At 40.2% G+C, this 22,924-nt stretch carries 21 protein-coding genes and 1 tRNA gene; 19 read left to right on the plus strand and 3 right to left on the minus strand.

What is annotated here, in order from left to right; all coding sequences use genetic code 11:
- Positions 1–34: 34 nt before the first annotated feature.
- Both AC6H4V_RS00125 and AC6H4V_RS00130 read left to right on the plus strand, forming a co-directional pair.
- Positions 35–1,015, plus strand: coding sequence for an argininosuccinate synthase domain-containing protein (locus AC6H4V_RS00125; protein ID WP_497607006.1), 981 nt, complete (start codon positions 35–37; stop codon positions 1,013–1,015).
- Positions 1,016–1,040: 25 nt separating this feature from the next.
- Positions 1,041–1,457 (plus strand): hypothetical protein, encoded by a 417-nt coding sequence (locus AC6H4V_RS00130; protein WP_497607007.1) that lies wholly within the window; start codon positions 1,041–1,043, stop codon positions 1,455–1,457.
- Here the strand turns inward: AC6H4V_RS00130 and AC6H4V_RS00135 are convergent.
- Positions 1,451–1,702, minus strand: coding sequence for a hypothetical protein (locus AC6H4V_RS00135; RefSeq protein WP_497607008.1), 252 nt, complete (start codon positions 1,700–1,702; stop codon positions 1,451–1,453). The two genes, AC6H4V_RS00130 and AC6H4V_RS00135, sit on opposite strands and share 7 nt — an antisense overlap.
- 69 nt (positions 1,703–1,771) lie before the next feature.
- On the opposite strand from AC6H4V_RS00135, the gene AC6H4V_RS00140 reads away from it, so the two are divergent.
- The 14 genes from AC6H4V_RS00140 (at position 1,772) to AC6H4V_RS00205 (ending at position 18,423) form a co-directional block, all read left to right on the plus strand.
- On the plus strand, positions 1,772–3,406 hold the full coding sequence (locus AC6H4V_RS00140; protein WP_497607009.1) for a flagellar hook-length control protein FliK: 1,635 nt from the start codon (positions 1,772–1,774) through the stop codon (positions 3,404–3,406).
- Positions 3,407–3,537: 131 nt separating this feature from the next.
- Positions 3,538–4,203 carry a FlgD immunoglobulin-like domain containing protein gene (locus AC6H4V_RS00145; RefSeq protein WP_497607010.1) on the plus strand — a complete coding sequence of 222 codons (666 nt, stop codon included), beginning with the start codon at positions 3,538–3,540 and terminating at the stop codon, positions 4,201–4,203.
- 1 nt (position 4,204) lies between these two features.
- Complete coding sequence (locus tag AC6H4V_RS00150; protein WP_497607011.1) at positions 4,205–5,500, plus strand: flagellar hook-basal body complex protein; 1,296 nt, start codon at positions 4,205–4,207, stop codon at positions 5,498–5,500.
- A 53-nt stretch (positions 5,501–5,553) separates the two neighbouring features.
- Positions 5,554–8,352: a flagellar hook-basal body complex protein gene (locus AC6H4V_RS00155; protein WP_497607012.1), complete on the plus strand. Its 2,799-nt coding sequence runs from the start codon at positions 5,554–5,556 to the stop codon at positions 8,350–8,352.
- Positions 8,353–8,493: 141 nt separating this feature from the next.
- On the plus strand, positions 8,494–9,657 hold the full coding sequence (gene purT / locus AC6H4V_RS00160) for a formate-dependent phosphoribosylglycinamide formyltransferase (RefSeq protein WP_497607013.1): 1,164 nt from the start codon (positions 8,494–8,496) through the stop codon (positions 9,655–9,657).
- 77 nt (positions 9,658–9,734) lie between these two features.
- A complete protein-coding gene (locus AC6H4V_RS00165) occupies positions 9,735–10,064 on the plus strand; it encodes a DedA family protein (RefSeq protein WP_497607014.1) in 330 nt (109 codons plus the stop codon).
- A 7-nt stretch (positions 10,065–10,071) separates the two neighbouring features.
- Positions 10,072–12,633 (plus strand): ABC transporter substrate-binding protein, encoded by a 2,562-nt coding sequence (locus AC6H4V_RS00170; RefSeq protein WP_497607015.1) that lies wholly within the window; start codon positions 10,072–10,074, stop codon positions 12,631–12,633.
- The gene (locus tag AC6H4V_RS00175; protein ID WP_497607016.1) at positions 12,623–14,227 is read left to right on the plus strand and encodes an FAD-dependent oxidoreductase; all 1,605 of its coding nucleotides are present in this window, start codon (positions 12,623–12,625) and stop codon (positions 14,225–14,227) included. Before AC6H4V_RS00170 ends, AC6H4V_RS00175 begins: the two co-directional genes overlap by 11 nt.
- Positions 14,217–14,915, plus strand: coding sequence for a succinate dehydrogenase/fumarate reductase iron-sulfur subunit (locus tag AC6H4V_RS00180; RefSeq protein WP_497607017.1), 699 nt, complete (start codon positions 14,217–14,219; stop codon positions 14,913–14,915). The genes AC6H4V_RS00175 and AC6H4V_RS00180 overlap by 11 nt, the downstream gene beginning before the upstream one ends.
- Positions 14,916–15,069: 154 nt before the next feature.
- A complete protein-coding gene (locus tag AC6H4V_RS00185; RefSeq protein WP_497607018.1) occupies positions 15,070–15,567 on the plus strand; it encodes a YajQ family cyclic di-GMP-binding protein in 498 nt (165 codons plus the stop codon).
- 9 nt (positions 15,568–15,576) lie between these two features.
- Positions 15,577–16,218, plus strand: coding sequence for a DNA-binding protein (locus AC6H4V_RS00190; protein WP_497607019.1), 642 nt, complete (start codon positions 15,577–15,579; stop codon positions 16,216–16,218).
- A 42-nt stretch (positions 16,219–16,260) separates the two neighbouring features.
- A tRNA-Ser gene (locus AC6H4V_RS00195) sits at positions 16,261–16,348 on the plus strand.
- 225 nt (positions 16,349–16,573) lie between these two features.
- Positions 16,574–17,149: a hypothetical protein gene (locus AC6H4V_RS00200; RefSeq protein ID WP_497607020.1), complete on the plus strand. Its 576-nt coding sequence runs from the start codon at positions 16,574–16,576 to the stop codon at positions 17,147–17,149.
- Positions 17,150–17,230: 81 nt separating this feature from the next.
- A protein-coding gene (locus tag AC6H4V_RS00205; RefSeq protein WP_497607021.1) for an IS3 family transposase occupies positions 17,231–18,423 on the plus strand; the annotation gives its coding sequence in 2 pieces (ribosomal slippage) (positions 17,231–17,480 and positions 17,480–18,423; 1,194 coding nt in all).
- Between the two features lie 595 nt (positions 18,424–19,018).
- Here the strand turns inward: AC6H4V_RS00205 and AC6H4V_RS00210 are convergent.
- Positions 19,019–20,215 carry an ATP-binding protein gene (locus tag AC6H4V_RS00210; RefSeq protein WP_497607022.1) on the minus strand — a complete coding sequence of 399 codons (1,197 nt, stop codon included), beginning with the start codon at positions 20,213–20,215 and terminating at the stop codon, positions 19,019–19,021.
- Positions 20,216–20,352: 137 nt separating this feature from the next.
- On the minus strand, positions 20,353–20,607 hold the full coding sequence (locus AC6H4V_RS00215; protein WP_497607023.1) for a hypothetical protein: 255 nt from the start codon (positions 20,605–20,607) through the stop codon (positions 20,353–20,355).
- A 521-nt stretch (positions 20,608–21,128) separates the two neighbouring features.
- Between AC6H4V_RS00215 and AC6H4V_RS00220 the strand changes: the two genes are divergently transcribed.
- The 3 genes from AC6H4V_RS00220 to AC6H4V_RS00230 are packed head-to-tail and all read left to right on the plus strand — an operon-like array spanning position 21,129 to position 22,897.
- A complete protein-coding gene (locus AC6H4V_RS00220; protein ID WP_497607024.1) occupies positions 21,129–21,335 on the plus strand; it encodes a hypothetical protein in 207 nt (68 codons plus the stop codon).
- Complete coding sequence (locus tag AC6H4V_RS00225) at positions 21,325–21,732, plus strand: hypothetical protein (RefSeq protein WP_497607025.1); 408 nt, start codon at positions 21,325–21,327, stop codon at positions 21,730–21,732. The genes AC6H4V_RS00220 and AC6H4V_RS00225 overlap by 11 nt, the downstream gene beginning before the upstream one ends.
- Complete coding sequence (locus AC6H4V_RS00230; protein WP_497607026.1) at positions 21,695–22,897, plus strand: IS256 family transposase; 1,203 nt, start codon at positions 21,695–21,697, stop codon at positions 22,895–22,897. Before AC6H4V_RS00225 ends, AC6H4V_RS00230 begins: the two co-directional genes overlap by 38 nt.
- Positions 22,898–22,924 lie beyond the last annotated feature (27 nt).

Raw genomic sequence — 22,924 nt, forward strand, 5'->3', positions numbered from 1 at the left:
ATCAAATAAAACAATACATAGTATAAGGAAGAAGATGAAAGCAATCGCACTCTTTAGTGGTGGGTTAGACTCAACTTTAGCATTGAAACTTCTTATAGATCAAGGCATTGAGGTTTTGGCTGTTAACATCAATACAGGCTTTGGAAGTACCAAAGATAGATATGAACATATGCTAAACCTATGCAACCAAGTCGGGGCGGAACTTAAAATCATAGACATTGAGAGCGAATTTTTGCAAGATGTTCTTTTTGACCCAAAACATGGATATGGAAAAAACTTCAACCCGTGCATTGATTGTCATGCAAAGATGTTTGCGGTTGCAAAGAGAGTTATGGAAGCGGAGGGCGCATCTTTTCTCATTAGCGGCGAGGTTTTGGGGCAGCGTCCGATGAGCCAAAACAAAGAGGCGATGCAGACGGTGCTTAATGAGAGCAACTGTGACGGGCTTTTGCTACGCCCTCTCTCCGCAAAAGCACTTGCACCGACAATCGCTGAGATAAATGGCTGGGTGGATAGAGAAAAACTTGAGGGCATCGTGGGAAGAAGCCGTGATAGACAACTTGAACTTGTGGAGGAGATAGGTCTTAAAGACTTTGAGAGTCCAGGGGGCGGATGTCTTTTGACGGATGAGAACTTTGCCAAAAAGATGTTTGACTTTATAAAACATGATACTTTTGAGGTAAAAGACATCCCAGTGATGAAGTACGGTCGCCATCTGAGACTCTCCGATGGGGCAAAACTTGTTGTTGGAAGAAACAAAGATGAAAATGTGCATCTTCAAAACATTGTAAATGAGAAGTACTACCATATAAAGACACTGGGACTTCCTGGACCTCATTCGCTTCTTAGCAAAAGCGCAACAGAGGCGGACAAAGAGCTTGCGGCAAAAATCATCTTGACTTACTGTAAAACCAAAGAAGATACGGTTTATACAATCTCTTTTGATCAAACAGAGGAGATAGAAGCGACGCCGTTTGCATCAAGAGATGCATTGCAACCTTATATGGTTATGTAATTTAAACTTAAACTTGGAGGAACACATGGCTGGAGTATATTTTGGATTTGATAACTTTAAACAACTGTTAGATTTAACGATAGGTTTGGCGCAGAGGCTTGATGAGAATCGCGCTGAGAGTTTTACGCTTCTGTATTGCGATTTTTCTAAGGTGGAGCAGTCTGTTATCGACGCTTCTCTTAAGGAGATTTTGAGAAATTCTGATGCGATTGTAAATGACAAAGCGGACTACTTTTTTGTCCTTCCCTACACGGACAAATATGGTGCTCAAATCGTTAAAAAGATGTTTTCTGAGTTTTTTGCGCAAGACTTGCATTCGCATATGGTAAGCTACCCCATCGATGGAGAGAGTGCTGAGACACTTGTTCTTGAGTTGCGAGATGGCGTAAGTGCACAACATCAAAATGATTTGAGATGTTTGGATAGCTTTAACCCTTATTGAGGCGCGTTACCAAATCTATACTCTTTAGATTTTTTGTAAAATTCGATAGCATCTGCTATCGTCTGCTCTTTATATACCTTCTTATCACACACTAATCTGCATCTGATTTTCACATTTTGAGAAGCTTGCAGGTTGGCTTCACTCTTTTTTGTTTCATACACAGACATATCCAAATCTTTTTTCAACGTCTCAAAAGGGCTTTGCGCCCATAACAGTAACGGTAAAAATAGTAGTAATGATTTCATAGACAAAATTATAACTCAATTGGAATAGTAAATGCTACTTCTTCTAAAATCTTTGAAAAAGGAGAGGTCATGGTTTTGCTAGATATGAAAAATAGTAAGGCTCCATCTTCATCTTCACCACTCAATTTATCGACTTTAAGTGAAAAACCTTTAATCTCATTTGCTGATCTTTTGAAGGGTGTTAGTAACACTAAAGATGCAAAAGCAGTCCAAAACGGCTCTTTGGTTCTTGCACTTAACGAACAGACAACTGCAAAAACAGAAAAAACTTCTTCGAAAACGCAGATACTTGCCTCTCTTATGCAAAGCGAAGAGAAAAAAGCTCCTAAAAATAGTGAAGAGCTTTTAGAGCTGAACCCAAAAGTGGTCGCAACGCTTAGTAAAGAGGAGATAAAAGAGCTTATATATGAAGCCAAAAACTACCTCAAATCAAAAATCCAAGAGAGCGATGGTTATAAAAAAGCCGAGATAAAAGAGCTTCCAACAACGCTTAAGGGGCTTGTTGAGGTTGCTAAAAAATTTGATATCGACATAAGTAAGATAACCTTTGAAGAGGTGCGTTCTAATGCTAAAGATATCGCACAAACACTTGTAGCAGAAAATAAAAAAGTAGAGACGCCAAAAGAGGCTGTTTTGGAGAAAAAAGAGCTTAAATCTGAGATGCCAAAAGCAGAAACGTCAAAAGAGACAGTTTCACAGAAGCAAGAGTTCAAAACTGAACTTACTCAAGAGCAAAAAGAGTTCAAATCTGAGATGCCAAAAGAAGCAGTGCAAGAGAAAAAAGAGCTCAAATCTGAGATGCCAAAAGAGCTAGGGCATGAGAAACAAAAGAGTGCAACCGCACAGGGTGAAGTAGCCACGCAAGCACAACAAAAAGAGCTAAAAAGCGATGAAAAAGTAAGAGAGATACCAAAAGAGCTTAAAGAGACACCTCTTTTTAAGGCACAAACTCCACTTCAACACACTTCAACGGAGCAGATTGTTCAGGTAAAAGCTGGCAATGTAACACAAAAAACAGAGCAAAAAGCACCAAAAGAGAGAGCAGATGAGACGCTCTCTCTTTTGCTTCGCGGTGAAAAAGCATCTGGTGAAAATGCATCGCTTACCGCTGACTTTTCTGTTGCCACTGCCAAGGTAGTTGCTCCAAGCGCGTCTAATGAGAATAAAAACTTAGAGCAGCTTTTGCAAGGAGACTCCTTTTCGTCACAGCAAAGTGAAAATCAGTCTGCAAAACTAGAGTCCATAGCAACGCACAAAGCCGATAGCCTTGAAGTAAAGATGAATGAAGCCAAGCAGATGATTAGGTATCTCTCGGATGATGTTAAGAGTGCTATCGATGATTACCGCTCCCCTTTTACAAGGGTTAAAGTACAGCTCAACCCGCAAAATTTGGGGGAGGTTGATTTGACCGTAGTGCAAAGAGGCAAAAATCTGCATGTTAATATCAGCTCCAACAACACAGCCATTCAAACGCTCTCCATGAACATTAACGAGCTTAGAGTGCAGTTAAACAACAATGGAATAAATAATGCTACATTTAACTTTAGTAGCGGTTCACAAGGCGGTGATGCAAATGCAAATGCAGGACAACAACAGCAACAAAACGGACAAAAAGCGCATCAAGAGTATAACTACTTTGAAAATGAAGAGACGCACGAAGAGATACTAAGCTCTTTAGAGATTATCGTTCCACGATACATATAAACAAAATCTGCCTCGAATGAGGCAAGCTTCAGTGCCATAGCGGCTAGCGAAGATGACGGAATTACTTCCGGCATCGTTTAAAAGAATGGAGGGTATCCTTCATTTTATGAAATAAAATTAAGGATTTTATTATGGCAATCACATCAACAGGTTTAAACGCAGCGACAAACGCAGAGTATGTTGCTTCGACAACAGCAGAAGATAAATCGGTTTTAGGCAAAGATGACTTTATGACGCTTCTTTTAGTGGAGCTTCAAAATCAAGACCCAACAGAGCCTATGGATAGCGAGAAGATTTTGACACAAACATCGCAGCTTGCTACGCTAGAGGCTACTGAAAACACAAACAAAGCGCTTTCAGATTTGGCTCTCTCGCTTGGTGCATCACAGCAGTTTAGTATGGTCTCAGCAATCGGAAAAACAGCAGACGTTGGCAGTAACGCGATTGTTCTGGATGAGGGTGCTGATACAACTTTTGAGATGTACTTTCCAGATGCCATAGAAACAGGAACTGTTGAGATAACAGATGTCAATGGAAATGTACTCAAAACACTTGATGTAGGGACAAATCCTAAAGGTGTCTATCAGTTTACATGGGATGGAACAAATACAGCTGGCAATGCGCTTGACAGCGGCATCTACTATGCTTCAGCAAAATATACAAATCCAGACGGCGATAGCTTAAAAACACGTATGGGCGCTTACCCGATAGAATCGGTTAAATTTGACGGCGGCAAGACTTATGTAAAACTTGGCTCATCGTATGTGGAGCTTAGTGAGGTAAAAGAGGTTTACTAAAATGATTCAGGGATTTTATACAGGGATTAGCGGTATCCAAACCCATCAGTACGGCATTGATGTCGTTGCAGACAACCTCTCCAACATCTCCACAAATGGCTTTCGTGGTTATGTTGCGGAGTTTAGCTCTCTCTTTGAAAATTACGAAAATACAGCACGTGTATCCTCAGTCGATAGCACCGTAGGTGTAGGCTCAAGTGTCCATGCAACCACAATGGATGAGTCCATAGGAACACTGGCATTGACGCAAAGAAGCACGGATTTGGCTCTTATGGGAGATGGTTGGTTTGGTATCCAAGGAGAGGGCGAACCTATCTATACGCGAGATGGCAGTTTCGTTTTTGATGTCAACAGAGACCTTGTAACCAACGATGGCTACTATGTTTTAGGAACTATGGGCAACAACATTGCAGATGGCGTACTTACAGAAGCTCAAGCAAATATACCTTTAGGCGACGTCAATGCACAGCAAAAACTTCGTTTTCCTCAAGAGCTTACCTACCCCATCACGCCAACAACTGAGGTTGATTTTTTTGGTAACATCGGTGTGGAAGATACCATAAAAGTTATCAGCGCAGAGGCGATAGATGGGCAAGGAAACAGAAATAGCATCCGTTTAGAGTTAAGCAAAGCAGACCCGCAAGTGCTTCCTGGAAGCCAGTGGGATATCAAAGCAACAGCGCAAAGTAGAGATCAAGATATCGTCTTTGATGCAGAAACAAATGAGACTACCTACCTTCCCGCAGAGGTTTATGACACGCAGTTTGGCTCTGTCTCCTTTGATGCCACAGGTGCACTTCTCTCAACCACGCTTGGAAGCATCAACAACAATGGGGCAGCTGTTTCACTGAATCTCGGGAGTGCGTATAGTGGTATTATCTCCTCAGATGGGAGTTTTACCGCTTCGAGTTCATCTAACGGCAAAGAGGGTGGAGACCTTTTGGGGTACGATATCAACCAAAATGGTCAGATTATCGCAACATTCTCTAACGGTGAGCAGAGCAGCATAGGAAGCGTGGCTGTTTTCCACTTTCAAAACGACCAAGGACTTGACCGTTTAAGCGGCACAAGATTTACGGAGTCTTCTAACAGTGGCAAGCCCATTTTTTACAAAGATGCAAACGGTCAAAATATCTTAGGAACTACTCTTGCCAACTTCCGCATAGAGGGTTCTAATGTCGAGATGGCAGCGGGTCTTACAGAGCTTATCGTTTTGCAAAGGTCTTACGATGCCAACGCAAAATCCATTACAACGGCAGATGAGATGCTCCAAAAAGCACTCAACATGAGCGCGTAAAAATTGGAACACTAAATGCTAATTACTCTTACTTTTAATCAAAAGGATTACAGATGTTAAAATCACTCTATTCAGGTGTGTCAGGACTTCAAGCACACCAAATCGCAATGGACGTCGAATCCAATAATATAGCAAACGTAAACACGTCTGGTTTTAAATACTCTCGTGCAAACTTTTCAGACCTTTTAGCACAAACAAAGGCTATCGCAACAGCCCCACAAGGCGAACTTGGCGGTAAAAACCCTGTTCAAGTCGGACTTGGCTCTACGGTAAGCTCCACGACACGTATCTTCTCGCAAGGTTCTGTACAAAACTCTGACAAGAACACAGACGTAGCTATCCAAGGGGATGGTTTTTTCATCGTCTCTCCAGACGGTGGTAACACTTACAAATATACACGTGCAGGGGACTTCAAGTTTGATGCAGGCGGAAACTTCGTCGATAACAACGGTTTTATCGTACAAGGATGGCTCAGAGATTCAGTTACTGGGTTTGTTGACTCTACAGCACCAATCACAAACATCAATATCCCTCCAGGACTTACGACTCCTGCACAACCGACGCAAAATGTGGTTATCAAAGCCAACCTTAACTCTGGTCCGCTTGTAGATACATTTTCACCCGCATACTCAGTGCCTGCAGGAGAGCCAAATAGCATCACAAACCCTGGGCAAGGAGATGCGCTTGATGCAAATGGCAACCCTATAGAAGCTGATAGCATGGGCGTTATGTTCAACGACAGCGGGGAGGCGTTTAGCCTTCAAGCAGGACAAGGTATCTGGGCATCTTTTCAAAACTCTGAAGTTGTAGCTGCCGGGCAAGTAGGTGCTTCGACTTATGCGATTGGAACAGTGACAAGCGATGATGCTCTTACAGATGCTTCATTGGAGATTACTATTGATGGTGTAAATGTTGTAGTTACTGATGTTGTAGCAGATGTGCATACGGCAGATGAAAACGGTGCGAGATACGCTGCTGCTATCAATAACGCTCTTGATGCAGCCGGAAAAAGTGGTTTAGCGGCTACATATGACAATGTGACAGGTGAACTCTATATTACTAATACCAATGCGACTCCAATAGCCATGACGGTTACAACAGTAGGTGCAAGTGGACTTACTGCTACACCGGTTATAGGAGGCAATCAACTTGCTCTTACTTTTACGCTCGACAACGGTGATGTAAAAACCATTACCACAACCGGCGGAACAGGACGAGAGAGTGAATCGCAAAATGCTGTGCGTTATGTCTCTGCTATCAATGCACAAACACCGACGACAGGAATTTTGGCAACTTATGACACTGTTGCAAAAAAAATCACGCTTATCAACTCAAATAGCAATGAACTCTCATCACACAATATCCGTCTTACAGCCGTTGGTGGCAATGATAACAGTGGATTTGTGGCAGCGACAGATACCACGGCATACAGATACCAGTATGATCCCGCAGGTGCAAGTGCAGCGGTAAATTCAGATAAAACATTTTCAACAATTGCAGATTTGCGTTATGCTATGGAGCAACAGGCGCGTACAACGATAGTAATCACTCCGACAACAACAACGCCTGCGGCAGTGGCTCCATCAAACATTGGTAATTCTAATGAAATTACAATCGAAATAGATGGTGTTCCTATGACTATCCCTGATACCAACAGTGGACTTGCAGTCGCTTTAGATGCTGATGAAAACGGAGCCTACTATGCATCTTACATTAATGCAAACTCTGGCAGAACAGATGTAGTTGCAGTGTATGATACCGATAGTAATGAATTGATTATACAAAATTATAATCTAACGAATGATTTGGATTTTGCGGTTACAGCAACAAATGGTGATATAACGGTTGCAACTTCTTTAACAGAAAATATACTTGCCGCAACAGATGATATTATTCTTAACAATATCGAACTCTCTGTAAATGAGCAAGGAAAGTTTGAGCTCAAAAATCCAGGTGGTTCACCGGGGGATTATGATATCAATCTTGCTATTACAGGTATGAATGCAAACAGTATCCTTGGTGGGGGCATTACAGAAAATGAACGCTTCACTAGAAGTATGGAAGCGCTCAATGCTACACTTCAAGCAGGAAGCACGGGAACAGCTTTTTCACAAAGTTTTAATGCTGCAACACACTCTGCAAGTATCGATATCTTTGACTCTTTAGGTTCAAAACATACTCTTAGAACAGAGTATAGAAAAACTGCAGTTGATGCCTCTACGGGAAGTACTTGGAGTATGCGCATAAGCGTACCTGAGCCAGCGGTTATAGATACTGTCTTGCCATACAACGAGAAAGATGGATTTGTACGTTTCAACAATGATGGTTCTCTTGCAACCTACAATCCGCCAAATATCTCTTTTACGGCAAACAACGGTTCAGCTCCAAATCAGCAAGTTGCGCTTGAGCTTGGAACTGCAAACCAGTTTGATGGAATGACAAGTTTCGATAGCAAGTCTTCTACATCAGGTATCAGCCAAAATGGATTTACAGGCGGGGATTTGGTCGGTATCAGGATTGACCAAAGCGGTACTTTAGTTGGTTCATTTAGTAACGGTCGCTCTTTTGGTTTGGCGCAAATCGGTATGGCGAAGTTTACAAATAACGAAGGTTTGGCGGCAGAGGGTAGTAACGTTTACGTGCAAACGGCAAACTCTGGAGACCCTATCATCGGAACGGCGGCAACGGCGGGGCGTGGGTTTATGCAGGCTTCGGCGCTTGAGGCATCCAACGTTGATCTCTCACTCTCGCTTACGCAGCTTATCATTATCCAAAGGGGGTATCAGGCAAACGGTAAAACTATTACCACTTCAGATACGCTTCTTGAGACACTTATCGGACTAAAACGATAATTTTCAACTCCGCTTTGCTATAATTCCTTCACGGGACTTCTTGCAAAATGAAAAACTAAGCGAACGATTCTGCAGCTTCGTGAAGCCTTAGTGAGCGTGTTTTTCATTTTGCAAGAAGTCGATTAAAATGAAGGAATTATCATGCGTTTTTCTGCTCCACTCAAATCAAACTCTAAAAAAATTATGTTGCTTGGCTCTGGCGAACTGGGTAAAGAAGTTGCTATTGAAGCGCAAAGACTTGGTCTTGAGGTCGTTGCGGTTGACAGATACCAAAATGCTCCGGCACACCATGTAGCTCACCGCTCATATGTTGTCAATATGCAAGACAAAGATGCAGTTTTAGAGATTATCCACCGTGAAAAGCCAGATTTTATACTTCCGGAGATTGAGGCTATCAGTATCGATGCGCTTTTTGCGGCGGAAGATAAAGGGTATAACGTTATACCAAATGCAAGTGCTGTTAGTAAAACTATGAACCGCAAAAATATCCGTACATTTGCCGCTGAGGTTTTAGGGCTTAAAACGGGAAAATATGAGTTTGTCACTACAAAAGATGGATTAAAAGACGCAGCAGGACGTATGGGCTTTCCGTGTGTTATCAAACCTGTTATGAGTTCGTCTGGACATGGACAGAGCGTGGCACGAAGTGCAGATGACATCGACGCTTCATGGGAGATGGCAAAAGAGGCACGTGGCGATGCAAGTGAGCTTATCGTTGAGGCGTTTATAGATTTTGACTATGAGATTACGATGCTCACCGCTAGAAACGGTAAAGAGACTGTGTTTTGTGAGCCTATCGGGCATGAGCAAAGAGATGGCGACTATGTATTTTCGTGGCAGCCGATGCAGATGAGTGAAGTGGCAAAACAAAAAGCGCAAGAGATGGCTAAGGCTATAACGGACGGTCTTGGCGGTCGTGGTCTTTTTGGGGTGGAGCTTTTCGTAAAAGGGGATGAGGTTTACTTCTCTGAGGTCTCTCCTCGTCCGCACGATACGGGAATGGTAACGCTCATTACCCAGTCGCAAAGTGAGTTCGCGCTTCATCTTAGAGCAGTTTTGGGGCTTCCGCTTGGATTTACCTTTTATGGCGAGGGAGCAAGTGCGGCGTTTAAGTCGGAAGTGCATAACTACGCACCTGTGGTTGAGGTAGATGAATCACTCTTTAGCGATACTTCATATGTGCGTGTTTTTGGCAAACCTGAAGCGCACAAAGGCAGACGCCTTGCGGTGGCACTTGTTTTTGACAAAGCGGACAAAGCACTTGAGAGAGCAAGAGAGCTTATCACAAAAGTGAAAGACAGCTAAGCATCGCTGCGTTAGCTCTTTTTCTCTCGGCTTTTTTAGCCGCAACTATTTTTCCCTTTAGCTCTGAAGTCGCTTTTGTGGCAGCGCTAAAGAGCGGTATGCCTCTTTATGAAGCACTCTTTTTTGCTTCAAGCGGCAACACGCTTGCCATCATTACCAACTACTTTCTGGGCTACTTGCTCTATGAAAAAACCAAAACAAAACTTTTTGCATCCAAAATCGGCACGCTCTCCTATACGTACGGACACAAATATGGCTATCTCGCACTTTTGCTCTCGCTGCTTCCCATCATCGGCGATCCGCTAACACTTGTGGCAGGTGTTGTGAGGCTTAGGTTTGTTTGGTTTGTGCTTATAGCAGGAACTCTAAGAGTTGCCAGATACTACGCACTCGCTCTTGTGGTATAATCAAGCCATGAAATATATAACGCTTTTTTTCCTCTCTATCGCCACTCTGTTTGCCCATGAGCCGCTTGAAAAAGTCTCTCTACAACTCCAATGGCTAGACCAGTTTCAGTTTGCGGGCTACTACGTGGCAAAAGAGAAAGGTTTTTACAAAGATGCAGGTTTTGATGTTGAGATAAAAAAGCATGGCAGTGATGTCGATGTTGTAGAAGATGTTTTAAGCCAAAAAACGACGTACGGTATAGGGCGTTCAAGCCTTATCTGGTATTTTGCGCAGGGCAAAGAGATTTCGCTTCTAAGTGCGTTGTTTCAGTCCTCACCCATCACGCTCATCGCCCTTGAATCATCTGAGATAAAAAGTATCAAAGATTTTGAACATAAAAAGATTATGATGACTGAAGATGCCATTGAGAGCGCACCGGTTTATGCGATGATAAAATCGGCGCAAGTAGATGAGAAGAACATCGATTTTCAAAAACATACTTTTAGCCTAGAGCAACTTACGGGTAAAGATGTCGATTTGTATGCGGGTTATAGTTCTAATGAACCTTTTTTGCTACAAGAGAGAAACATATCGTACCGCTGTTTTTCTCCCAAAGAGAAGGGGTTTGATTTTTACAGTGACATCCTCTTTACTTCACAAAAAGAGGCGACTGAGCATCCGCAGAGGGTGGCGAGATTTCAAGAGGCATCACTCAAAGGGTGGAAGTACGCTTTTGAAAATATAGACGAAACAGTAGAGCTAATCTACCAAAAGTATAACGTACAGCAAAAGAGCAAAGAGGCACTTCATTTTGAAGCAGAGGAGCTGAAAAAACTCGCTTTTGTAGGCGATACGCCCCTTGGTATGCTAGAGATAACAAAGATGAAGAGGATTTTGGATATCTATAGAGTGATGGGGTTAGTAACATCGGACGTGGACATCCAAAAGGCTCTTTTCAACCCAAGAAGAGTAGTGCTGACACCCGAGGAGAGAAGCTACCTCAAAGAGAAAAAAGAGATTCGTATCTGCGCGCCAAATATTTCTGCACCGCTTGCGTTTGAGGAAAATGGCAAGTTAAGAGGCATCGGTGGTGAGCTTTTACAAGAGCTACAAAAACATATAAGTACCCCCTTTCATCCAGTTTTTGCAAAAAGCTGGGAGGAGTGTCTCAAAAATCTCAAAGAGGGCAGATGCGATGTAGTACCCATTGCAACAGAGTCGATGTGCAACGCCTCACTGCACGTTACTTCCACCTACCACTACGAACCCCTTGTCGTTGTGACAAAGAAAACGCAAAACTACATAGTAGAGATGAGCAGTGTTTTGAAGAAAAATTTTGTAGCTATCAAAGACAATCCATTTGTCCATGAGCTTCAAAGAAGATACCCAAAATTACAGGTTTCATATGTCAACTCGCTTCAAGAGGGGTTTGCTGGTGTTGAAGATGGAAAATACTTTGGATACATCGATACGCTCATAACAACTGCATACGCTTTTAAAAATATCTCCAATGGGCATTTGAAGATTGCAGGGCAGTTTGAAGAGAAGGTTGGGATGCGTTTTGGTGTTGCAAGAGATGCGACACCTCTTTATACTATCTTTGAAAAGGGCGCACAGGAGATAGAGAAGATGGGTATCGATAAGATGGTGAACCATTGGATCTCTATCAACTATGTAAAAAGCGTCTCGTTTGCCTATATAAAAGAGGTTTTAGGTGCAGCGATGCTCCTACTTCTCATCTTTTTATATAGACAGCATCTTTTAGATAAAAAGAACAGAGAGTTAGAGATACTCAAAGAGGATTTGCAGCGAAGAGTAGAAGAGGCGGTGCGGGAGATACAGCAAAAAGAGAGCTATCTGTTTCACAAATCCAGACTGGCGCAGATGGGTGAGATGATAAGCATGGTTGCGCACCAATGGAAGCAGCCTCTTAGCTCCATAGCCGCACTTCAAATCTCTCTCTTGATGGCGATAGAGCTTGAAGAGTATGACCTAGACGACCCAAAAGAGCGGGAGAGATTTGTTGCACTTTTAGAAGAGAAGCTCAAAAAGATAGGAGCGCAAACGCAGGAGCTTAGTGCAATTATCTCCGATTTTAGTGATTTTTACAGACCAAGCAAGCTTCAAGAAGAGGTGCATCTAAATACCATTCTTCTCAAAGCATCCAACCTTTTAGAGGATACTCTTTTATCTGAAAATGTGAAGTTGCATTTGGAACTTGAGTCGCACTCAACGCTTAAACTTTTTCAAAATGAGTTCCTCCAAGCACTTCTCAACATCATCAATAATGCTAGAGAGCAGTTAAATGAGAAGCATATAGTGGATGCTCAGATAGTGATAAGAAGTTATGACAAAGAGAATATCTCTGTGGTTGAGATAAGTGACAACGCTCAGGGAATCAAAAGAGATATCATAGAGAAGATTTTTGACCCGTACTTTTCTACAAAGTTCGATAAAAACGGTACAGGGCTTGGACTTTATATGGCAAAGAGCATTATAGAACAGCACCATAAAGGCAAAATCTATGCTCAAAATATTCAAAACGGTGCGAAATTTACCATAGAGATAGGCAGGGAAAATGAAAAATAGTGTTATCGTAGTCGGAGCAGGTGGGGCTGGACTTGTTGCCGCACTAAGTGCGAATGAACATGGTGCTAAAGTAACGGTAATCACCAAAGAGTACCCCACAAGAAGCCAAACATGCATGGCGCAAGGGGGCATTAATGCCGCTTTGGGTAATGCGGGGGAAGATAGTGTGAACGCACATATCCAAAACACGCTCAAATCGGCACACGGTCTTGCAAAAGAGAGTACGGTGGAGTTTTTATGTCAAAGCGCACCGGAGGCACTTGCATGGCTTGATGGCATAGGCGTACCTTTTAGCAGAACCAAAGAGGGCAAAATCGCACAGCGAAAACTCGGAGGTGCATCCGCCGCAAGAGCTTGTTATGCGCAAGATTACACAGGGCTGAAGATACTCCACACACTTTATGACAGATGCGTGGCGGCTGGGATAGAGTTTTTAAACGAGCGTCATCTTTTGGATTTGCTAACACACAGTGACACTAACAAAACATACGTTAGCGGTGTTTTGGTTTTAAACAAAAGAAGCGGTGAAGTAGAAGTTCATGAGAGCAGTAGCGTTATCCTTGCAACGGGCGGATACGGTAGAGTTTTTCACACCCACTCCACAAACTCCGTTGCATCAAGCGGGGATGGTATGGCTGCGGCATTTAGAGCCGGAGCGGTGCTAAGTGACTTAGAGTTTATCCAGTTCCACCCAACAGCGATGAAAAACTCCTCCATCCTTATCTCAGAGAGTGCCAGAGGTGCGGGAGGGCATCTGCTCAACTCAAAAGGTGAGCGATTTACAAACGAACTAGCCCCTCGCGATGAGGTAGCACGTGCCATCCATGAAGAGATGCTAAGAGGCGAGAACGTTTTTTTAGATATCCGCCATTTGGGCAAAGAGTTTATCGAACATGAGTTGCCCCAAGAGGCAAAACTTGCAAAACTTTATGAGGGCGTTGACCCCATCTATGAACTCATCCCCATTAAACCCTCAGCACACTACACTATGGGCGGTATCTTGGTGGACACAAATGCGCAAACAAATATAACAGGGCTTTTTGCGGTGGGAGAGTGTGCAAACCAAAGAGTTCACGGTGCAAACAGACTTGGCGGAAACTCGCTTTTAGAGCTTGTAGTTTTTGGCAAAAAAGCAGGAGAGAGTGCTGCGTATCATGCAAAAAAAGCTATCCCGTTTGTAAATAGTTCTAACCAAAAAGAGTTTTGGAAAGCAAAAATTAAAGAGATAAAAAACTATACAAACGAGATAAACTTTTACCAAGCACATCAAGAACTAGGCGATGCTTTTTACAAAAATGTAGGCATTTTGCGAGAAGAGAACTCTATGCAAGAAGCAGTTGCAAAAGTAAAAGAGATGCAAAGCAGAGTGCCAAAAATGGGTGTTGGCGACAAGGCAAAAGAGTATAACACAAACCTAACGGAGTTTTTGGAGTTTGCAAACATGTTAGAACTTAGTGAGCTGATTTTGCTATGCGCACTTGAGCGTAAAGAGAGCCGTGGAGCGCATTTTAGAGTAGATGCGCCGCAAAGTGAGGTGGGATTTGAAGCGAACTCTCTTATAGGCAAAGATAGGGCGGTGCGTTATGAAAATTAGTATCAAAAGAGAAAATGCGTTTGTCTCTTACGAGGCAGAGGGAAGAACACTTTTAGAGGCTCTGAACTGGCTCAAAGCAAACGTGGATGCAACACTGGCGTATAGCAGTGGATGCAGAAGCAGTGTGTGTGGAAGTTGTGCGGTACGGGTAAACGGCAAAGAGGTTTTGGCATGCGCCCACCAACTTCAAGAGGGCGATATAGTAGAGCCTCTGCAAAATGTCCTGATTCTGCGTGATTTGGTAGTAGATATGGATAAAGCGTACGCCATGAACGCAAAAGCAAAAGCGCATCAAAGCTCTTTTGTCCAAGATGTGGCACTTAGTGTGGAGGATGAGGAGAGAAACGCACTCCAAAGTGACTGCATCCTTTGTGGTTCATGCTATAGCGCATGCCCTGTTTATGCGGTAAATGAGGAGTTTTTAGGACCGTTTGCACTTACAAGAGTTTTGCGTTATGTAAGTGACAAAAGAGAGCAAAATCCAAAAGAGAAGATAGACACCATCCAAACAAACGGTGTTTGGGATTGCACCCTTTGCAACGCATGCACCATTGTCTGCCCGCAAGGTATCTCAAGCAAAGCAGATATCGAAAAACTTAGGGCGAGAAGTGCAATGTTAGGCTACACGGATCCTAGTTTTGCAAATTTCGGCGGCGGTTTTGGGTTTGACGGAAGCCCACAGTTTTAGCATACCATTTGATGTTACACACTAAAACGAACATGTCCGTTTCAGTGGCATGGACTAAAGTCCCTACAACCCCCTAAAGCTTTTCGCATTTATGCGAAAGAACTAACATTGTTTTATGTTATAATTAAACACTATGTTATAAAAGGTAAGATAAATGGCAAAAGAGTACTCATTTGATATAAGCGCAAAGATTGATATGCAAAGTTTTAAAAATGCGATAAATTCGGTGGATAAAGAGGTTGCAAACCGTTATGATTTTAAAGGTACGACCTATGAAGTTGACTTTAAAGAAAAAGAGAAGCAGTTAGTGTTAGTTGCATCAAGCGATAACAAACTCGACGCACTAAAAGATGTTGTTATAACAAAACTCCTCAAACAAAACCTCTCTTCCAAAGTTTTAGAGGAAGTGAGAGTTGAAAATGCAAGCGGTAACACAAGAAAAGCAACCTATAAAGTAGTGGACTACATAGAGTCCAAAGAGGCTAAAAAGATAGTTGCCGAGATAAAAAATCTCAAACTCAAAGTAACCGCACAGATAGAGGGCGACTCCATCCGTGTCAAAGGGGCGAAGATAGATGACTTGCAAAAAGTTATTGCAACTATCCGCTCCATGGAGTGGGAAGCACCGCTTGTTTTTGAAAATATGAGATAGGGAGCAGCTATGTCAAAGGTAACCATCCATGATGCAGCGGAGCTTTTAGGAGTATCTAAAGAGGCGATTCACAACCGCATAAGAAGAGGCTCTTTGCAAAGCGTAGTCGAAGACGGCATCAAACTTGTTATCCTTGAGAAAGAGGAGAGCGTGCAGCCTTTGACAAAAAAAACAACCACACAAAAAACACCCCATCAAACGCCTGATAGATACTACAAGTTTTTAGAAGAGCAAAACGAAAAGCTCCAGCAAAAAGTAGAGACGCTAGAAAAAGAGACAAGAAGTCTAAGGGACCAAAAAGAGCAGATGCTCATAGAAGAACGCCTGAAAATCGAACGCATCTACAAAGAAAAAGATGAACAGCTCAAAAATATCATCAATGCCATCTCCACAAAACTTATGCTTCACGCCCCGCAGGAGATGATTGAGGGTGAGATAGCGCAAGAAGAGGCACAAGAGACCATAACCCAAGAGGGAAGAAGGCTTATATCTGTAAACAAATACCTCAAAAGCAGAGATTTTCCAAAAAAAGAGCGTAACAGAATCAAAGAGAAGTTTGAACGCGCCGCAAAAGAGGATGCCAGAATCATAACCATAGGCAAAAAATACTACATAGATTTACAAAAATACGACTACAGCGACTTAATGTAGCTCTCCTTAAGCCTTGAGAATGTACAATTGCATCCCCACAAAGGACAGTTGGGAGAGTGGTTTAATCTAGTCGCCTGGAACGCGGCCGTAGCGAAAGTTACCGAGGGTTCAAATCCCTCACTGTCCACCAGAAACCCTTGCAAAGCCCTATTTTACGGACTTTCCACCATCTAAGCTTTTCAAGTGTGCAACTTTTAAGAATAGTTTAAAATACATCATCAAACGAAAAAATATCTACTATTTTTGTATAAAAATAAAAAATAGAGTTGTTAAATATAGTCTAAAAACAGATAATGTAGAATTTGCCAAATATTTAAGAAATTTGATAGCAAATAAATTGAAAGGCTTTTTAAAAATGACACCTGATGATTTAAGAAAAAGTTTAATGGATGAATTTAACGAAACTTCCAAAAAAAGCTCTATCGGTGGCATGTTAAACAATATGCTAAATGATAAATACTCGGTAAGCTACACAATCAATGTCAATCCCGACCCAAATAACCCAGAAGAAACTGAAGAAATGGCTGAAAAAATAGCAAAAGAGTTGGCAAGTAAATACAATCTCTTTGGCAACAACCAAACAACGCCAACGCTTAAAAAAGAGGTAGAAGTTGAAAAAATCAACTATAACAACATAGAAGAGTACTTCAATGACTATTTAGATCATAAAATCAACATCGAAAAAAGAAGCATATCAAGCAAAAAGGCTTATGTGTCAAGCTTTTACTATCTTAAATTTTTAAGCACTCCAGATACTGTTTATGATTTTGCTTTCTTCAAACAATTTCAAAAGAACCTTATGCTCATTCCATCCAACCTGAACAAATTCAAAAAATTTGAAAAGCTCAAAATTGATGAAATTGAAAAAGTTTATAAAAAAGAGAAGTATGAAACACTCGCAAACAAAACTATCAACAACCATCTGGAATGACCCCTATAAAGTAGACAAACTTTTAATCAGTTAATTTGATAAAATAGCAAGAGAAATTGCTATGAAAAATTAAGGGTTAAAATGCCACCGAGATATACAGATGAATTTAAGATGGAAGCTGTAAAACAAGTTACAGTCAATGGTTATAGCGTACACGAGACCGCGGAGAGGTTGGGTGTACATTTCGAGTCTCTTAGGAGCTGGATAAAAAAGTTTCAATCCCCAGAGGCAATAGCTAAAAACAATCAAGAGTTAGCTTCTCATTTAGAGATAAAACGCCTCCAAAAGGAGCTTAAAAGAGTTACAGAGGAGCGTGATATCTTAAAAAAGGCCGCAGCGTACTTTGCAAGCCACCCAAATTAAAGTACGCGTTTATAAAAGAGTACAGCGGATATTACACAGTGAGAAGGCTGTGCAATGTAATGCAAGTACATCATGGCGGGTATTATAAATGGCTCACTACGCCTGTTTCAAGTCGAGAGATTGAAAACCGGCAATTGGTAGTTTATATAAAAGACGCATTTAAAGCGTCCAGCGGTATTTATGGTTATAGAAACATCCATAAAGATTTGTTAGCATCCGGGATACATGTAAATAAAAAGAGAGTTGCAAGACTTATGAGTATAGCGAGACTTTATGGAGTTGGCACATATAGACGCAAGCCTAAGCATAAAGCCGGTGCAATTCACAAAGCACATCCAAATCATCTGCAGCAATGCTTTATTGCAAGCTCTCCAAATGAGAGCTGGGTGAGCGATATAACTTATATCAGAACGCATGAAGGATGGCTCTATCTTGCAATAGTTATAGATCTCTTTAGCAGAAAAGTGATTGGCTGGGCGACAGCGCATAGACAAACAACAGATTTAATTTTACAAGCTTTAAAATCTACAATTTCAAGAGTAAAAAAAGCAGATGACAAAGTAATTCTTCACTCAGATCAAGGGAGCCAGTACAGCTCCTATGAGTATAGAATATTCCTAAAACATCATAATATTGTCCCAAGCATACCCTCAAGGGGCACCGAGGTGAGCAGACGCGGCAACTGTTATGACAATGCAGTAGCAGAGAGCTTTTTTAAAACTCTTAAAAAAGAGCTTGTCAGAAAAAATGTATTTTTAACAAGAGAGATTGCAGCATCTAAAATCTTTGAATATATAGAGATGTTCTACAATCCAAAAAGAAGACATAGTTATTTGGGGCATATTTCACCAAATGAATTTGAAAAAAGATATAATTTGGAGGCTTCAAAAAACAAGGTGTTAACTGAATAAGTTTCTGTCTATATAAGTGGGGTCATTCCAGCTCTGATTGTTTTTTAACCTCATTTTTTTCAATAATGCTGTCAATGTCATTTAAAACTTGATCTAGCACTTCCATTTTTATTTTTAATACCTCTAATGTTTCCATCTTCTTGTCCTTTAAATTTAAATTTTTACCTTTTTTGAAGATTTTTGAGGGGATTGTTTTTTTTCTTCCTAGCTTTTCAATTTTAGAAAGAGAAAACAGCTCTCTTAGTCTTTTAAAGTTTTTACCTCTTCTGTTAGTTTCATCGGGTTTTTATGGAATGTAGGGAATGAATTTTTCTTGGGAATAAAATAAAAATGTAAGATTTTATTTTAGTGTCAATAAATAATTTGTTAGACTGAAATTACTTAAAAACTGGAACTGATAGATGAGTGCTTTAAAAGATTATTGAGCTGGTTTCTTTTTTGGTGTTTGGCAAAAATTGGGAAGTTGGGAAGTTTTAAAATGGCTTTTTTACTGAAAAGTAGTGAAATCATTTCACAAAAGCATCTTTCTAGCTCCTGAACTTGATACATAATCATTTTTATTGATAGATTCACTTAGTTTCAAAATGGCTAGATGTCAACTCATAAGCCCAAACATCCAAAGCGGCACTTTATGTTTATGGGTAGTGGTATCTACATCTACAACCAAATAGCTTTTATATACATCTTTTATCTGTGTAAACTTTTTGCTTTTACCGCCAACCTCAAATATAATTTCACCTGCTTGAAAATCCCCTATCTCGCTATAGTAAATCTCAGCAAATGCGTTTACAAAAAATGTTTCTCTCACTGTGCCGATATCGGTAGCTATTTTTTGATCATTGGCTAGGGTATAGAGGATGTTTGTATTACAAAAGTAGAGTTTTTCAGGTTTTTTATTTTGTTTTGCACTCTGTTTTTTGAGTGTTCTGAAAATACCTGTTTTGTCTAAAATATCAAGGTAGGTATAAAGTGTCGGTTCGCTGATGCCAAGCTCTTTTGCCAAAGAATCAATCTTGACTAAAAAAGGCACTTTGGAAGCTATCACGGTATAGATAAGCTTTTTAAATACCACAAGGTTTTCAAACTTTACTTTGTTGGTTGATGGTATATCTTCATAGATGATTTTTTCTATGGAGTTGAAAAGTTTGCTATCGAAACTCTCATCGCTTTTGCTTGTAGTAAAAAAGGGATAAGCACCGTTTTTAAGATAGTTTTTAAATTCTCTAAAAAGATTTGGGTATTTGCTAGTTAGCTCAAATGATAGTTCATTGTGATTTAAGAATAGCTCTTCAAGCAAAAGTGATGGAAGCGTTGCGTTGTGTTTTATCTCAAAATACTCTTTAAAACTTAGTGTTTTAAGCTCTTTTGTGACAATCCTTCTGCTTAAATCATGACTTTGCATCAAGATACTCAGCATCGATGAACCACTTATGCGTATGGTCAAATCAGGATAAAAATCATAGAGGTTTTTGATATGTGCCGCCCACTCTTTGAACATATGCACTTCATCTATGACAACTATGCGACCACCTAGTTTATAAAACTCCTCCACTATCTCTATGATGCCAAAAGCGGCAATGCTGATATCATCCGCACTAAAATAGAGTGCTTCATCAAGAGGGTATTGTGCTAAATACTGAAGCAAAAGGGTGGTTTTTCCCACGCCTCTTGCACCGATAAGTGCTATGAGCCGCTCATCACTATTGATAAATGCAAACTCTTTTCTTGTGTAGTTTATCTCTTTAGCAAAAAAGAGTAGTTTTCTTTGTTTTTCTTGTAGTTGCTCTATCATGCCATATTCTCTTTATTTTATAAAGCAAAGTTTATCATAAATAGTATAAATGTTAAAGTGTGCTTTTGTTATTTTGTCTTAAAAAAGTGGGGCTAAAAAGATTCTTTGCTTTTTCTAAGTTACTAAAAATAGTGAAATCATTTCACAAAAAGCATCTTTCTAGCTTCTGAACTTGATACATAATCGTTTTTATTGATAGATTCACTTAGAAGCTCAATATCTTTTTTAGTGGGTATGATATACTCTTTTCCATCTATCACTTCTACAACTTCATCCGCATCATTTTTATATTCAAAGTTACTTTTACTTCTGTGATGAGACACAAAACTTTTGATATGCTCCAACGCTTGATCAAATAAACTATCATCAACATTTAACTGAATAGTTTGCATTTGAATTCCATCTATTTCATTGTTTAAAAATTATATCATAAAAAATTTATGGTACGCTCTGAGATGTTTTTATACTGTGAATCAATATAAATTTTGATAATTTTTATTTTTGTATTTAAGGAGCTAGAGCAACTCAAAAAGATAAAATAATTTTTAAATTTGTACAACCATTGTGCAACCTGTGTCCAACCAAAATAAAAGAGGCATAAAATGCTTATAAACCCCTATTTTACGGGCTTTTTCAAAGAATATTATGTTCCTGTACTAGTCCCTCACTGTCCACCAGAAATCCTTACAAAACCCTATTTTACGGACTTTCCATCATCTAAGCTTTTCAAGTGTGCAACTTTTAAGAATAGTTTAAAATACATCATTAAACGAAAAAACATCTACTATTTTTGTATAAAAATAAAAAATAGAGTTGTTAAATATAGTCTATCGAATTAATCAAAAATATTTATTGAGATGATATTGAACTAACGGTGCTATAATTTCATAAAGTTTATAGTGAGGGGTTTTTTATGCAAACTATACATTTACAAGTTGAAGATAGTTTATATAATGAGATTGTTAAAAAAGGTATCAATGTTCAAGATGAGTTTAGAAAAACACGTCACAAAATGCTCTATAAAAAAGAGCATAAAATCGCTGGTGATATAAACCAAGCAATGAACGAAGTGAAAGAAGGCAAAACGAACCCTATCCATAAGTTACTAAATGAACTTTGAAACCTCGCTACTGTTTGATAAACAATTCAAACAGTTAGCTAAGAAATACAACCTCATAAAAGATGATTTGAAAGAGTTTATAGAAAACTTTGAAGATTACCACTTAACTGCTACAAGTATTAAAAACAGTCTGTTTAAAGTTAGATTATCAAACAGCAACAAAAACAAAGGCAAAAGTGCAGGTTATAGAATATACTACTACATCAAGATAGGAGAGAGCGTATATCTTTTAACAATCTATGATAAGTCACAGATTGAGAGTGTTGATGAAAATATACTTTTTGATTTGTTAAAAGAGCTGGGACCGTTCAGAATTCTGTGTCAATCGGGTAAAATAACAAATACCCAAGGACGCAGATATGAAGATAGAAATAGATGTAGAGCAATTTGCTCGTGATATAAAAGCCGGCAAAAGCATTGGCGGTTCAGATGGAGCATTAGGCTCACTTATAAAACAGCTCACCGAAGCTGCACTTGCAGCTGAGATAGACTCTCATCTCTCTGCTGACCTCCAAAGAAACCGAAAAAATGGCTATAGCTCAAAAACTATGAAAAGTGATCATGGAACTTTCGAGCTTGATGTTCCAAGAGACCGCAACGGCAGCTTTGAGCCTGAAATCGTAAAGAAGAATCAAACTAGTATGACGAGTGAAATCGAAGAGAAGATTCTTTCACTGTTTGCACTTGGCAACAGCTATTCTCAGATAGCCAAACATATTGAAGATTTTTACTGCGTAGGCTTCTCTAAAGCCACCATAAGTGCGGTAACCGACAAGATTATTCCTATGCTTCAAGAATGGAAAACAAGACCCTTGGAGGCTGTTTATCCCTTTATTTTTTTAGATGCCATTCACTACAAAGTCAAAGAAGACGGTCGCTATATCTCAAAAGCATTTTACACAGTGCTAGGCGTCAGAGTTGACGGCAAAAAAGAGGTGCTTGGTTTATATCTCAATGAAAGTGAAGGCGCTAAGTTCTGGCTACAGGTACTTACCGACTTGCAAAACCGAGGAATTAAAGATATTCTTATAGCTTCGGTAGATGGTTTAAAAGGCTTTCCAGAAGCCATAAACTCGGTATTTCCAGATACACAAGTGCAACTCTGCATCGTCCATCAAATACGTAACAGCCTCAAGTATGTTGGTTCTGCCAATCAAAAACAATTCGCAAAAGAACTCAAAGACGTTTATCAAGCTTTTACAAAAGAAGAAGCAGAATTTGAGCTTGATAAATTGGAAGAAAAATGGGGTAAAAAATACCCTATCGTTTTTCAATCTTGGAGAAATAAATGGGAGAATTTATCTGTGTACTTTCAGTACCCAGAGGATATACGCAGAGTTATTTACACAACCAATATCATTGAGTCAGTCCATCGTCAATTCAGAACGCTTACAAAAACTAAAGGCGCTTTTCCCAATGATGATAGCTTACTCAAGCTGCTTTATATGGGGATTCAAAATGCCCAAAAAAAGTGGACTATGCCCATTAGAAACTGGAGCTTGACAATCTCTCAATTAGCCATCCACTTTGAGGGACGGCTTGATAACGCTTTAAACTTATGATACAATTTTAGGAATTACTCGATGCTG

Source organism: Sulfurimonas lacustris (genome assembly GCF_059705355.1).

Excerpts from the sequence above, each read along its gene's own strand:
- AC6H4V_RS00125 (WP_497607006.1), top strand. The coding sequence starts at position 35 with ATGAAAGCAATCGCACTCTTTAGTGGTGGGTTAGACTCAACTTTAGCA.
- AC6H4V_RS00130 (WP_497607007.1), top strand. The coding sequence starts at position 1,041 with ATGGCTGGAGTATATTTTGGATTTGATAACTTTAAACAACTGTTAGAT.
- AC6H4V_RS00135 (WP_497607008.1), bottom strand. The coding sequence starts at position 1,702 with ATGAAATCATTACTACTATTTTTACCGTTACTGTTATGGGCGCAAAGC.
- AC6H4V_RS00140 (WP_497607009.1), top strand. The coding sequence starts at position 1,772 with ATGGTTTTGCTAGATATGAAAAATAGTAAGGCTCCATCTTCATCTTCA.
- AC6H4V_RS00145 (WP_497607010.1), top strand. The coding sequence starts at position 3,538 with ATGGCAATCACATCAACAGGTTTAAACGCAGCGACAAACGCAGAGTAT.
- AC6H4V_RS00150 (WP_497607011.1), top strand. The coding sequence starts at position 4,205 with ATGATTCAGGGATTTTATACAGGGATTAGCGGTATCCAAACCCATCAG.
- AC6H4V_RS00155 (WP_497607012.1), top strand. The coding sequence starts at position 5,554 with ATGTTAAAATCACTCTATTCAGGTGTGTCAGGACTTCAAGCACACCAA.
- purT (WP_497607013.1), top strand. The coding sequence starts at position 8,494 with ATGCGTTTTTCTGCTCCACTCAAATCAAACTCTAAAAAAATTATGTTG.
- AC6H4V_RS00170 (WP_497607015.1), top strand. The coding sequence starts at position 10,072 with ATGAAATATATAACGCTTTTTTTCCTCTCTATCGCCACTCTGTTTGCC.
- AC6H4V_RS00175 (WP_497607016.1), top strand. The coding sequence starts at position 12,623 with ATGAAAAATAGTGTTATCGTAGTCGGAGCAGGTGGGGCTGGACTTGTT.
- AC6H4V_RS00180 (WP_497607017.1), top strand. The coding sequence starts at position 14,217 with ATGAAAATTAGTATCAAAAGAGAAAATGCGTTTGTCTCTTACGAGGCA.
- AC6H4V_RS00185 (WP_497607018.1), top strand. The coding sequence starts at position 15,070 with ATGGCAAAAGAGTACTCATTTGATATAAGCGCAAAGATTGATATGCAA.
- AC6H4V_RS00190 (WP_497607019.1), top strand. The coding sequence starts at position 15,577 with ATGTCAAAGGTAACCATCCATGATGCAGCGGAGCTTTTAGGAGTATCT.
- AC6H4V_RS00200 (WP_497607020.1), top strand. The coding sequence starts at position 16,574 with ATGACACCTGATGATTTAAGAAAAAGTTTAATGGATGAATTTAACGAA.
- AC6H4V_RS00210 (WP_497607022.1), bottom strand. The coding sequence starts at position 20,215 with ATGATAGAGCAACTACAAGAAAAACAAAGAAAACTACTCTTTTTTGCT.
- AC6H4V_RS00215 (WP_497607023.1), bottom strand. The coding sequence starts at position 20,607 with ATGCAAACTATTCAGTTAAATGTTGATGATAGTTTATTTGATCAAGCG.
- AC6H4V_RS00220 (WP_497607024.1), top strand. The coding sequence starts at position 21,129 with ATGCAAACTATACATTTACAAGTTGAAGATAGTTTATATAATGAGATT.
- AC6H4V_RS00225 (WP_497607025.1), top strand. The coding sequence starts at position 21,325 with ATGAACTTTGAAACCTCGCTACTGTTTGATAAACAATTCAAACAGTTA.
- AC6H4V_RS00230 (WP_497607026.1), top strand. The coding sequence starts at position 21,695 with ATGAAGATAGAAATAGATGTAGAGCAATTTGCTCGTGATATAAAAGCC.